This window comes from Janthinobacterium sp. CG_23.3, assembly GCF_046115965.1.
Lineage (GTDB): Bacteria > Pseudomonadota > Gammaproteobacteria > Burkholderiales > Burkholderiaceae_D > Janthinobacterium.
This window is the reverse complement of the sequence record NZ_JBJXIB010000037.1, coordinates 30,039-42,687: the sequence shown is the minus strand read 5'-3', so window position 1 is coordinate 42,687 and position 12,649 is coordinate 30,039. Positions and strand designations below refer to the sequence as shown.

Annotated in this window: 6 protein-coding genes; all 6 read right to left on the bottom strand. The window is 69.8% G+C overall.

Annotated elements, in window-relative coordinates:
- The coding region (locus tag ACFDR9_RS11360; RefSeq protein WP_409031069.1) for a class I SAM-dependent methyltransferase at positions 1-1,364 on the bottom strand (1,364 nt) is incomplete at its 3' end.
- Between the two features lie 14 nt (positions 1,365-1,378).
- Positions 1,379-7,687, bottom strand: coding sequence for an SDR family NAD(P)-dependent oxidoreductase (locus tag ACFDR9_RS11355; protein WP_409031068.1), 6,309 nt, complete (start codon positions 7,685-7,687; stop codon positions 1,379-1,381).
- An 81-nt stretch (positions 7,688-7,768) separates the two neighbouring features.
- Positions 7,769-8,311, bottom strand: coding sequence for a chorismate--pyruvate lyase family protein (locus tag ACFDR9_RS11350; RefSeq protein WP_409031067.1), 543 nt, complete (start codon positions 8,309-8,311; stop codon positions 7,769-7,771).
- Positions 8,312-8,375: 64 nt separating this feature from the next.
- On the bottom strand, positions 8,376-9,227 hold the full coding sequence (gene fabD, locus ACFDR9_RS11345; RefSeq protein ID WP_035787530.1) for an ACP S-malonyltransferase: 852 nt from the start codon (positions 9,225-9,227) through the stop codon (positions 8,376-8,378).
- Between the two features lie 77 nt (positions 9,228-9,304).
- On the bottom strand, positions 9,305-11,335 hold the full coding sequence (locus ACFDR9_RS11340) for a carbamoyltransferase (RefSeq protein WP_409031066.1): 2,031 nt from the start codon (positions 11,333-11,335) through the stop codon (positions 9,305-9,307).
- Positions 11,332-12,624 carry an MFS transporter gene (locus ACFDR9_RS11335; RefSeq protein ID WP_409031065.1) on the bottom strand — a complete coding sequence of 431 codons (1,293 nt, stop codon included), beginning with the start codon at positions 12,622-12,624 and terminating at the stop codon, positions 11,332-11,334. Before ACFDR9_RS11335 ends, ACFDR9_RS11340 begins: the two co-directional genes overlap by 4 nt.
- Between the last annotated feature and the right edge of the window lie 25 nt (positions 12,625-12,649).

The following is a 12,649-nucleotide window of genomic DNA, read 5'->3' as shown; positions in this document are numbered from 1 at the left end:
AGATCGCCAAACGCGGGCGCCAGTCCGCCACGGCGGCATAACGCTGGGGTCGCGGGGGGGGGGGGGGGGGGGGGGGGGGGGGGGGGGGGGGGGGGGGGGGGGGGGTGGGGTGTGGGTGGGTGTGGGTGCTTTCCCCCCCCCGGCGCCGGTGCCGGCGCGGCGCTGGCGCCCACCTGGGCCCGCACCTGCCGCACCACGCCGTCGCTGGCGGCGGCAATCACCTGCTGGCCCAGGCCGTGGCCGCGCCGCGCCGGGAAGGCGACATCGCGAAAGCCTTCCTGCTCCAGCACCGTTTGCCAACTTTGCGCCGACAGGGCCGGGCATCCCGGCACGCGCAAGGCGGCGTCCTCGTACAACCACCAGCCTTCGAGCAGGCCGAACGTCAAGTGGGTGAACAAATCGGCGCCGTTGATCTCGTTTAACAACAACACCCCGCCGCTGCGCAGCGCCGCCTTGGCGTTGCGCAGGCTGGTGCGGATATTGCTGGTGGCGTGCAGCACGTTGGTCGCCACCACCACGTCGTAGGCGCCCGCCGCGATGCCCTGTCCGGCGAGCGGCAAGCCGGCGTCGAAGATCTGGTAGGTCAGGTAAGGGTGGGCCGCGCCATACTCCTTTTCGGCGTGGAACAGGAAGGCCTTCGACACATCCGTATAGCAGTACTCGGCCACCTGGTCCCGATACGGGCGCAGGCGCGCGAACAGCTGCGCGCTGGTGCCGCCGGTACCGGCGCCGATTTCCAGGATGCGGATGCCGCCTTCGCCGCCCTGGCCCTGGCGCCGCTCGACGATGCCGACCAGGGTGTCGGCCAGCGCGGCGTTGAAATAGTCGGCCACCGCGTTGCCCTTGTAAATGCCCTCGACCAGGGCGAGCGACGAATCGGGGAACATGACCTCGGTGGCCGGCACGCCGCCGCGCAAAATCGCCGGCAGCGCGCGCAAGGTCGCCTCGCTGAGCGCCACCCTGGCCCGCAGGTCGGCGCAATCGAGCCAGGCGGCGCTGTCGCGCGACCACGCGCGCCAGGCCTCGGCCGGCGCGCGCGGCTTGGCGTCGCGCGCGCTATAGCCGTCGGCGCCGCTGTGCAGGTAGCCCAGCGCGGCCAGCATGCGCAAGCTTTGTTCCAGCCAGCGCTCGTAGAGCGGACTGATGCCCAGCAACTGGCGCGCCTGGGCGACGCTGGCCTGTTCCAGCCACGCCAGTCCCATCGCGCCCAGTTCGCTCCATAGCAGCTCCGCGAGCGCCGCCTCGTAATCGTCCATCAAGGGCGCACGCCGCGGCGCGCGCGTGGCCGCGCCCTCGAAAACGTCCTTGTGCTGCTCAACCAGATACCGCGCCATGCGCAGTAATTTATTATTTTCAGGCAACATTTTTCACTTATCCGCTAGGTGGGGTGGGAATGGCTGACGGCATCGTCCGACGCCAGCAGGCGCGCCATCACGGCCGGATCGAGGTCCAGGGCGTAGTCTTGCAGCAGGCGCGCGCTGAGGGCGTCGAGCAAGGCGGGAGCAAGGCCGGCCTCGTCGTTCACGCCGGAGAATTCCGCCCGCTCGCGCAATTCGGCCGTGAGCCTGGCCAGCATCGCGTGCACCTGGTCGAGCAGGGCCGGTTCGGCGCCGGCGGCCAGCGCGCTGGCCGGCGGATACACGCTAACCATCTCGGCGGGCACGGGCGCCGCCGCGGCGGTCTTGACGAAGGCCATCTGCGGCGGCGATCCCTGCAACAGCGCGTCGAGGGCCAACATGCCGTCCTGCGCTTCGATCGACGCAAAGCCCATCTGCGCCATCCTCTCGCGGTAGGCCGGCGCCGCGACGACGCCGACGCTGCCCCAGTAGCCCCAGTTGATCACCCTGACCGGGTAGGCTTGGTTGCGTCCCAGCTGCAGCCCGAAGGCGTCCTTGAAGGTGCAGCCGGCCGCGTAGTTGCTCTGCCCGGCCGCCTTGGAGAAGCTTTGCAGGGACGAGAAAAACAGCATGAAATCGAGTTCCTCCCGTCCGAAGACCTGCGCCAGCCGCACGCTGACGTCGACCTTGGCGGCCAGCCCGGCGCGAAAGCGCGCCTCGTCCATATTGCCCAGGCTCTTGTCGGCCAGGACGATGGCCGCGTTGACCACGCCATGCACGCGCCCGTGGCGCTGGCGGATCCGCTGGTAGGCGCCTTCCAGCGCGCCGGCATCGGCGGCGTCGGCGGCGATATACTCGGGCGCCGGGCCGAATGCCGCCAGCGCCTCGATTTTTCCCTGTATCCGCGCGTCGAGCGGGCGCCGGCCGATCCAAACGATGGCCGCCGCATGGGTGCGTATCATGTGCTCGCTCCATGCCGCGCCGATGCCGCCGGCGCCGCCGATCACCACGTATACGCCACCCTGGCGATAACGGCTCGGCCCGGCCGCCGGCATGTCGCCCGGCAGCAGGCGCTGCCGGTAGCACAGGCCGCCGCGCCAGACCAGCGCGTCGCCGTCCGGGTCGCAGGGCCAATCCATCATCTGCGCCAGCGCGGGCGCGCCGTCGGCCGGCAGGTCGACCAGGCGCACCGCCCAGTTCGGATATTCCTTGGCCATCGAGCCCACCAGGCCATGCACGCTGGCGTGCGCCGGACGCAGTTCCTCGCCCGCGTGCAGCGCCTGGGTCTGGGTCGTCAGCACCGTCCATTCCAGCGCGCGCGCGCCATAACCCAGTTCCAGCAAGGCCTTGATCAGGTGGAAGCCGCCCACCACGCCCTCCTGCTGCGCGGCGATCAACTCCTCGTCGTGCGGTCCGCATGGCCGCTGCGCCGGGACGCGCCAGACGATATGCTCAAACTCGCCCAGCTGCGCCAGTTGCGCCAGTTGCGGCGCGAGCGCGCCGGCGCCGGCCGCCGCGCTCCAGGCCTGCGCGTGCCGGTGGCGCAGGCGCAGCGTCTCCAGCTCGCCCGGCTCGGCATTGACCAGCAGCACGCGCTGCGGCGCCGACGGCAGCGTGGCGCTGGCGCCAACCGCGTCCCACACCGGATACAGCGCCTGCCTGCCGTCGTGGACGGCGGCGGGCGCCACCGCGCTGGCGGCGCGCATGGCCAGGCCGCGCAAGCGCACCGCCACCCGCCCCTGCGCATCGCAGAGATCGACGTCGAACTTGCCCGCCCCGGCGCCGCCGGCGTGGCGCAACGCCGACCACATCAGCGCATCGCAGGGCGCCACGATTTCCAGGCTGTCCAGCGCAAACGGCAGCGCGGGAGCGGAACCGGCCGGCACGCCCCGCATCAGGCCCAGCGAGGCGTGCAGCGCCGCGTCGAGCAGGCTTGGATGCAGGCGGTAGCGGCCCGGTCCGCCGACGCACGCCGGCAGTTCGAGCCCGGCCAGCGCCTGCCCGTCGCCGCAGTCGATAGCGCGCACGGCGCGCAAGGCCGGACCGTACTCGATGCCCATGCCGGCGTACGCCGCGTAGCACTGTTCGGCCGACCACTGCGCCGCGCCGCATCGCCGGCGCCAGTCGTCCAGGTCGAGCGGCGCCGGCACGGCGCACTGGCCGAGCCGCGCCGCGCCCTGGCTGTGCAGCACTTCCCGCCCCTGCGGGTCGAGGCTGCAGATGCGGAAATCGATGGCGCCGTCGCCGCGCCGCGCCAGCAGGACCTGCACTTCCAGCGGCGTATCGCCCACCACCACCGGGCGCAGCCAGGCGACGTCGGCCAGGCGCACGCCGTCGGCGGCGTCGGCGCCCGACGCCAGCAAGGCCGCCGCGCAGGCCATTTCCAGCTGCGCCACGCCCGGCAGGACGCGCTTGCCGCCCACCACATGGTCGGCCAGGAAAAATTCGTCGCCGCTGAAAACGGAACTGAAGCGCTGCTGGCCCAGGTCCGAGGTATTGCGCTGTAACAGCGGATGCAGCCACGCCGCGCCATCGGCCGGCGCCGCCGCCGGCGGCCGCGCCGCTTCGATCCAGTAGCGGTCGGGCGCGAACGGGTAGGTCGGCAAGGCGACGCGGCGCGGCGCCGGCGTGCCATGCAGGCTGGCCCAGTCGACGTCGGCGCCGTCGAGCCAGGCGGCCATCAGGCGCTGCGCCGCGGCGTCGGGCGGCGGCGCCGCTCCCTGCGCATACACGCCCGCCACCGCGGCGCCGGCCAGCCAGCCGCGCAGCTGCGCGCGCAAGCCGTCGATGGAGACGGCCAGCACCGCTAGTCGCCGGGCCATCGCCGCGCGCCCCACCTGCAGGGTATAGGCGATGTCGGCCAGGCCGGCGCCGCCTTCCCGCCCGCCGTCCAGCGCCTCCAGCAATTGCCGCGCCTGGCGCCGCAGCGCGTCGTCGTCGCGCGCCGACAGCGGCACCGCGAACGGGCCCTGCGCGCCCTGCTGCGCCGCGGGCGCCGGCGGCAGATGCTCTTCCAGCACCACATGCGCATTGACGCCGCCAAAACCGAAGGAACTGACGCCGGCCAGGCGCGGCAGGGCGACACCGCCGAGCGTCACCGGGATCCACGGCTGCGTCTGCCCGCCCAGGCGGAAGGGACTGCCGTCCAGGTCGATGAATGGATTGCGTTCGGTGAAATGCAGCATGCCCGGCAGGACCCCGTGCTGCATCGCCAGCAGCACCTTGATCATGCCGGCCATGCCGGCCGCCGATTCGCAATGGCCGATATTCGTTTTGGCCGTGCCGATCATGCAGGAAGCGGCCGCGGCAGGGGCGCCGGGGTCCGCTTCGAGCTGCTGGAAAGCCTCCCGCAGCGCCTGCACCTCGATCGGGTCGCCCAACGGCGTGCCGGTGCCGTGCGCCTCGATGTAGCCAACGCTGCGCGGCGCCACGCCGGCCTGGCGCCAGGCGTCGCGGATCAGGCGCCTCTGCGCGTTCAGGTTGGGGGCGCGCAGCGAATTGGACTGGCCGTCGTGGTTGACGCAGGCCGCGCGGACGACGCCATAAATCCGGTCGCCATCGCGCAGCGCATCCTGGTACGGCTTGAGCAGGACCGCGCCATAGCCTTCGGCGCGCACGAAGCCGTTGGCCCGCGCGTCGAAGGATTTGCAGCGGCCGTCGGGCGCCAGCATGCCGGCGCTGTGGCTGGCGCAGTAAATGCGCGGCGACAGAATCAGGTTGATGCCGGCCGCCACCGCCACGCTGCAATCGCCCCGCTCCAGGCTCTCGACGGCATGGTGCAGCGCGACCAGCGAACTGGAACAGGCGGTATTGACCACCTGGCTGGGACCGTTGAAGTCGAACCAGCGCGAGACCCGGTTGGCGATCAGGCTCATATGCATGCCGGAATCGAGATAGGCGCCGTACAGGTCGCGCAAGGCGGCGCGGTTGCTGGCCAGGTCGAGGTAGTCGACGCTGTGGGCGCCGACGAACAGGCCGACGTCGCGGCCCTTGAAGTGGCGCGGATTGTAGCCGGCATGCTCGAACACGCTCCAGCTCAGTTCCAGCAGCTTGCGCTGCTGCGGGTCGAGGCATTCCGCCTCCAGCGGGGCGATGCCGAAGAAGTCGGCGTCGAAGGTGTCGACGCCGTCGATGAAGCCGCCCCATTGCGGGAAGGCGCCCGAGGCGTGCCAGTCGGCGGCGCCGTCGGCCTGGGCGAACCAGGCCGCGCGTTCGGCCGGCAGCGGCGCGATGCCGTCCCTGCCCTGCAGCAGATTGTCCCAAAAGCGCTGCGGGTCGCTGGCCCCGCCCGGGAAATGGCAACTCATGCCGATGACGGCCACCTCGGAAGGCCCGGCGGCGCGGCGCGTGCGCCCGGCCGGCGCGGCGTCGGCGTCGGCCGGCGCGGCGCCGCCCGCCACGCGCGCCTGCAGGTAACGCGCCAATTCGTCGAAGCGACGGTACTTGAACAGCAACGTGGGTTCGAAACGTATGCCGAAGACGATTTCGATCTGCCGCGCGATCTGGATATACTCGATCGAATTGAGGCCCAGTTCGGCCAGCGCGCCGACCTGGTCGAGCTTGTCGCCATCGATGTCCAGGCAGGCCAGCAAAACTTGATCGCGCAACGCCGCCGGCACATCGGCCGGCGCGCTGCGCGGCGCCGCCGCCTCGGCGGCCGGGGCCGGGGCAGGCTGCGCGCGCCGGCGCGCGCAATGGCGGTGCCGCACACGCAGCGCCTGCTCCAGATAGGCCTGGCGGCACTGGCCGCGCTGCAGTTTGCCGCTGGCGGTGGCGGCGATCTCGCCGGCCGCCACCAGGCATACCTCGTGGACCTCGACGCCGTGCGCTTCCGAGAGCGCCGCGACGATGCGCCGGCACAGCGCCTCGAGCTCGGCGACGCCAAGCGCTTCGCCCACCTCCTGCACGATCACCAGTCTTTCCTGCTCGTCGACCTCGACCGAAAAGGCGGCCACCGGCAGCGCCAATTCCGGCACGGCTGCGCTGGCACTGGCCTCGATGTCGGCCGGATAGTGGTTCTTGCCGCGCATGATCATCAGTTCCTTGATGCGCCCCACCACGTACAACTGGCGCCCCTCGACAAAGCCCAGGTCGCCCGAGCGCAAAAAGCCCTGCCCGCCGCCCGCCGGGACGACGCCGAAGGTCTGCGCGGTGTCGGCGTCGCGCCGCAGGTAGCCGGTGGCGACGCCGGCCGAACGAATCCAGACCTCGCCGATGCGTCCGCCCGCGCAGGGCGCCAGCGTGTCGGGATCGACGATGCAGACCTGGGCGCCGGTTGCGCCCGGCTCGCCGCAACTGGCGGCGAAGCGCACGGCGCCGCCGTCGGCGGCCGGGCGGACCTCACGCCGCTGCACGGCGGCCAGGTCGAGCGCCAGGAAGCGCGCACCGGCGCGTCCGGCGCCGCGCGTGCTCACGGCGCCGGCCTCGGACATGCCGTAATGGGGGCACAGGACGGCGGCGTCGAAGCCCAGCGCGCCGAAGCGCTCGGCAAAGCGGTCGCAGGTGTCTTTCCTGACCGGTTCGCCGCCGCAAACGAGCGCTTGCAGCGAGTCGAGCAGGACGCCCTCCACTTCCTCGGCGCGTATCCTGGCGTGGCAGACGTCGAGGGCGAAATTGGGCGCGCCGGTATGGGTGGCGCGGTACTGGTCGATGGCCCTGAACCAGGCGGCCGGCGACTCGACGAACCGCGCCGGCGCCATCAGCACACTGCTGGCGCCTTGCGACAGCGGCGCCAGGATGCCCAGGTGCAGGCCGAAGTTATGCTGCAGCGGCATCCAGGACAGCACCCGGCTGTCGGCGCCCAGGCGCCATTGCGCGGCGCCGGCCGAGGCTTGCGCCCACAGGTTGCGGTGGCTCAGCACGATGCCTTTCGGCTCCCCGGTCGAGCCCGAGGTGTACAGGATCACGGCGGCGTCGTCCTCGGCGCGCTGGCGCGGCGGCGCCGGCGCGCCGTCCTGCGCGGCCAGGTGCGCGAGGTCGAGCACGGGGAGCGCCAACGCGTCGCCGAGCAGTTCCTTGGTGGCGGCGTCGGTCAGCACGCAGATCGCTCCGGCATTGCCGCCGATGCGGGCGATGGCGGCGGCGAGCCTGGCGGGATCGGCATGGTGCGGCAGCGGCACCGCCGCCAGATTGGCGTGCAGGCAGCCCAGCAGGGCTTCGATGTAGGCCTGTCCCTGCGGCAGCACCAGCAGCACGCGTTGCTGCGCCGCGCCGACGGCCTGCAGCGCGCTGCCGACCCGCCGCAGGCGCGCGGCCAGGTCCGCGCCGCGCATGCCGCCGACGGCGTGCGGCTGACTGCCGTCCTCGAAGAAAAAGAGGTCTTTATCGGCGAACTGTTCGGGCAGATCCATGAAGTATCGGGTGGGAGCGACCAAAATACATCTCCAGGCTATCGCGCGGTGAAAGGGAAAGGTGGCGGCATCGCTGCCGGCTTATTGAAAACTATCGAGTGGAAATTTTTCGGTGATGATGCCCATGGGGCGCGACTGCTGATGCAGCAGGTACGTGCGCGACAACAGCGGCGCGCCGGGCGGCAGGCCGAAATGGGCGGCGGCGTCGGGACACTGTTGCAGCCGGGTGTCGATGATTTCGCGGTACATCTCGCACTTCTCCTCGCGCCACAACAGGCCGATCGGCGCCTCCGTTTCCAGCAACCGGCGCTGGATGGAGGGCGACAGCCGCTCGAACACGAAGGCCGATTCGGCGTACACATAGCTGGCGCGTTCGTCGACCAGCATGACCTTACGGTGCAGCAAGGGCGTGTCCGGGTCGCAAGCGAGCTCGGCAGGCGCGGCGCCGCGGCGCAGCGCCTGCTCGATTTTGCGCGCGCGGATCGGCCGGCCCGCGTACAGCACGAGTAATTCGGTGACCGAGCCGTCGGTGCTCAGCAGAATTTTTTGAAACAGGCTCAGCGAGGGATTGCCGCCCAGTATCGGCGAGCGTTCCTTGGGGTTCCATTGCGTCGTCATTTCCATGTCGTCATGTCCTGTCGGGGTGGGAAAAACACGCCGGGCCGCGCACGCCGCCCGGCACGGCCATTCAATGCGCCGCCTGTACGATTTCCTTGACCATCTTGCCGAGGAAGGTGGCGCCGATTTCCTGGTACTCGGTGACACCCTGGCGCCGCAGGTAGCGGATGCTGTCGCTCCACAACACCGAGTTGGCGATCTGGTCGCACAACAGCTGGGCCACGTCGCCGCTCTGATAGGGCCGCGCGGTGGCGTTGGCGATGACCGGCAGGCGCGGCGCCTGGAAGGTGAACTGCCCCAGGTGGCGCGCGTACTGGCGCTGCACGTCCTTCATGTAGCGCGAATGGAAGGGCGCGCTCACGTTCAGCGGCAGGCACTGCACCCCTTCGCGCCCGAACAATGCGCTGGCGCGCGCGATGTCGGCCGTGGGTCCGGCGATCACGAATTGCGTCGGCGTGTTGAAGTTGGCCAGGTCGATGCTGTCGATCTGGTGTTCGCGCAGCAGCTGCGTGACCTTGCAGGCCGGCATGCCCAGCACGGCGGCCATGCCGCCGCCGGCCGCGCCGCCCATCAGTTCGCCGCGCTTTTTGACCAGCTTGACGCCGGTGGCGAAGTCGAAGGCGCCGGCCGCCAGCAGCGCGTTGTACTCGCCCAGGCTGTGGCCCGCCACGTAGTCGACCCGCAGCGGCGCGGCGGCGTCGTCCCTGAGCGCGTAATACGCCAGCGCGTTGACGACGAACAGCGCCGGCTGCGTATAGGCGGTCTGGCGCAGGCGGTTGTCGCTGTCGTGCAGGCACAAGGCGTCGACCGGGTAGCCGAGGATCTCCGAGGCCAGCGCGGTTTCTTGCGGATAAGCTTCGAACAAGCCCTTGCCCATGCCCTTGAACTGGGCCCCCTGGCCGGGGAAAAGTATCGCTTTCATGCGGTTATCCAGGTGACGGGCGCGCCGACGCGGCGGCAGCCCGGGTTGCGTGACGGCGGGCCGGCGGCCCGCCGGCCTCATTTCTCGATCAACACGTCGTCGATGAACATCGCATCGAGGCCGCTGGTGTAGAACACGGCGAGCGCGTCTTCCACCGAATGCGCGATCGGCTTGCCCATCACATTGAAACTGGTATTGAGCACCAGCGGGATATCGGTCAGGCGGTGGAACTCGCTGATCAGCGCGTGATAGCGCGGATTCCATTCGCGCTTGACGCTCTGCAGGCGGCCGGTGCGGTCCTCGTGCACCACGCCGGGCACGCGCTCGACGACCCTGTCGCGAAACGTCAGGGTGCGCTCCATGTAGGGCGACTCCTGGTAGTCCTCGAAATAGGCCGGGCCGTGTTCATGCAGGATGGACGGCGCGAAGGGCCGGAATTCCTCGCGGAACTTGACGCGCGCATTGATGGTCTCCTTGACCGCGGCGCGGCGCGGATCGGCCAGGATCGAGCGGTTGCCCAGCGCGCGCGGACCGAACTCGGCGCGCCCCTGCACCCAGCCGATGATTTTGCCCGCGGCCAGCAGCTGGGCCGCGCGGCGCGGCGCGTCGCCGTTGCACTGCACCAGCTTGCCGATGCCGCCGAAACGCACCACATTGGCGAGGATTTCCGGATCCATGCTGGAGCCGAGGTAGGGCGAGAGGAAGGCCGAGCGCGGCCGTACCTGCGGGTGGTCCTCGTAATACGCCAGCAGGGCCGCGCCGACCGCGTTGCCGTCGTCGCCAGGCGCCGAGAACACGTGCAGCCGCTTGAACGGCGTATTCGCCAGCACCTTGCCGTTGGCCGAGGAATTGAGGGCGCAACCGCCGCCCAGCACCAGTTGGTCCGACAAGCCGGTGCCGTGCAAATTGGTGAGGAACTCGAACAGCACTTCGCTGAACACCTTCTGCCCCGCGTGGGCCAGGTCGGCGTAGTCGATCACCGCCTGCTTCGGCTGGCGCCGCAGCGCATACAGTTGCTGCTGCAGCTGCGCCATGCGCGCGGCCGGCGCGAATTCAATCTGCAAGCCTTTGACGCTGATCATTTCCCGCAACAGCGCGTACAGTTCCGGGTTGTGCTTGCCGTAGGGCGCCAGGCCCATCACCTTCCACTCTTCGCCCGACATATTGCCGAAGCCGCAAGCCTCGCACACCATGCCGTAAAACAGGCCGAGACTGGCCCAACCGCCATGGCGCTCCTGCTTGATCTCGGTGATCCGCCCGCCGCTGTACTGGAAGCAGGCGAACGAACCGCGTTCGCCGAAACCGTCGAGCACCGCGCACAGCGCGCCGTCGAAGCCGCTGCTGTAGCAGCCCGCCGCGGCGTGGGTCAAATGATGGTCGAAGTGGCGCCGCCGCACGCTGTGGCCGGCCCAGGCCTCGTTCTGGCTCAGCTCGTATTCGAGCAAATTGCCGGGCTGCGCCGTCATGGCCAGCTGGGAGCCGAAAAAGAAGTTCTGGCCCGCCAATTGGCGCCGCAACAGAGGGGGCAACTCGCCGAAGCCGCTCGCGTACTGCTCGGCGCTGCCGGCGGTAGCGGCCAGTCCCTGCCGCATCAACCCGGGCGTTTGATCGCTCCAGCTGAAGGCAAACACGATTTCCGCCTCGGGGTCGCAATACTGCTTGACCAGATCGGCGGCGCGCTTGAACAGGTCGGGCGCGACGCCGATCGAGCGTTTGCACTGCAAATAACGTTCGGTGGCCTCGGCGAACAGCACCTCGCCGTTCTGGTCGACGATGGCAATGGCCGAATCATGGAAGGAATTCGCAAAACCAATGTAGTTTCTTTTCATATGCAAGCTCTCATAAAAGACTTGGTGGCACCCGGCGGGGGGGGGGGGGGGGGGGGGGGGGGGGGGGGGGGGGGGGGGGGGGGGGGGGGGGGGGGGGGGGGGGGGGGGGGGGGGGGGGGAGAGGGGGGAGGGGGGGGGGGGGGGAGGGAAAGAGAAAAACCCACCCCCCCCCCCCCCCCCCCCCCCCCCCCCCCCCCCCCCCCCCCCCCCCCCCCCAACCCCCCCCCCCCCCCCCCCCCCCCCCCCCCCCCCCCCCCCCCCCCCCGCGGCGGGACTCAAGACAAGGAACGGGTATCCGAAATCGAACGCATTGGCGAAAACACCAGCGCCAGCAAAGCCACGCCGATCAGCATCGCGCCGCTGGCGGCGAAGACCTGGGGCAGGCTAATGCCGCGCATGGCCCAGCCGGTAATGGCCGCCGAGATGGGCGCGATGCCCATGAAGATGAACATGAACAGGCTCATGGCGCGGCCCATCAGGGCTGGCGGGACGCGGCGCTGGGTCCAGGTGAACACGGCGATTTGCACGAAGCCGCCCAGCATCCCGATCAACAGCAGCAAGAGCGCGCCCTGCCAACTGGCGTGGATCAGGCCCATAGGCATGAACAGCGCGCCGACCAGGCAATCGGTGAGCACAATGGTCATGCCCAGGCTGCCGAGGCGCACGTTCGGATTGACGCCGGAGATAATCATGCCCGCCAGGGTACCGGCGCCATGCGCGCCCATCAGCCAGCCGAAGGCCGCCGCGCCGTGGTCCATCTGGTTGGCGATCACCGGCAGGGCCACCTGCATGGGGCCGCCAATGAAGAAGGCGATCGCCGCGAAATACAGGAAGCTGGTGCGCAGGCTGACGTCGTTCCAGCAGAAACGCAAGCCCTCGCCCACCAACTTGAAGACGTTCGGATGGCCGTTCGGGCCGGCCGGCTGCGGCTGCCAGCGCACCTGCACGCGCGCCAGGGTCCAGGCCGACAACAGGAAGCTCAGGGCGTCGCAGACAAACGCCAGCGCCATGCCGCGCGCGTCGCCGGTATGGCTGGCCTTGGCGTCGCCCATCTGCGCAATCAACACGCCCGCCAGGATGGGGCCGACCAGCATCGTCAGTTGACGCAGACTCATCAAAATGCTGTTGGCAACCTGCAATTGTTCGCGTTTGACAATGTGTGGAAAGATCGCCGTCGCGGCGGGAATGCTGAACGCGGTGGCGATGCCGATGGCGACGGCAAACACGTACACCATCGGCAAGGTCAGGCCGCCGTTGTACAGCAAGCCGGCCAGCGCCAGCAACAACAGCATATTGATGTACTTGGTCCACATCAGCACGCGCTTGGGCGAATAGCGGTCGGTCAGCGCGCCGCCGATCAGCATGAAAATCGCGCGCGGCAAGGCGGTCAGCGCCAGCACGGTGCCGACGGCGAACGGATCGCCCGTCATCTTCAGCACCAGCCACGGCAAGGCGATCAGGGAAAACTGGTCGCCCAGCATGGAGAGCGCCGCGCCGCTGAGAAACCAGCGGAACGGCTGATCCCGAAACAGTACGGCGCGCGGATTGTCATTTTTTTTGTCGGTCATGGAAAGCTTTCAGTAAAAACGTCGG

Coding starts and splice junctions, on each gene's coding strand:
- ACFDR9_RS11355 (WP_409031068.1), bottom strand. CDS start 7,687: ATGGATCTGCCCGAACAGTTCGCCGATAAAGACCTCTTTTTCTTCGAG.
- ACFDR9_RS11350 (WP_409031067.1), bottom strand. CDS start 8,311: ATGGAAATGACGACGCAATGGAACCCCAAGGAACGCTCGCCGATACTG.
- fabD (WP_035787530.1), bottom strand. CDS start 9,227: ATGAAAGCGATACTTTTCCCCGGCCAGGGGGCCCAGTTCAAGGGCATG.
- ACFDR9_RS11335 (WP_409031065.1), bottom strand. CDS start 12,624: ATGACCGACAAAAAAAATGACAATCCGCGCGCCGTACTGTTTCGGGAT.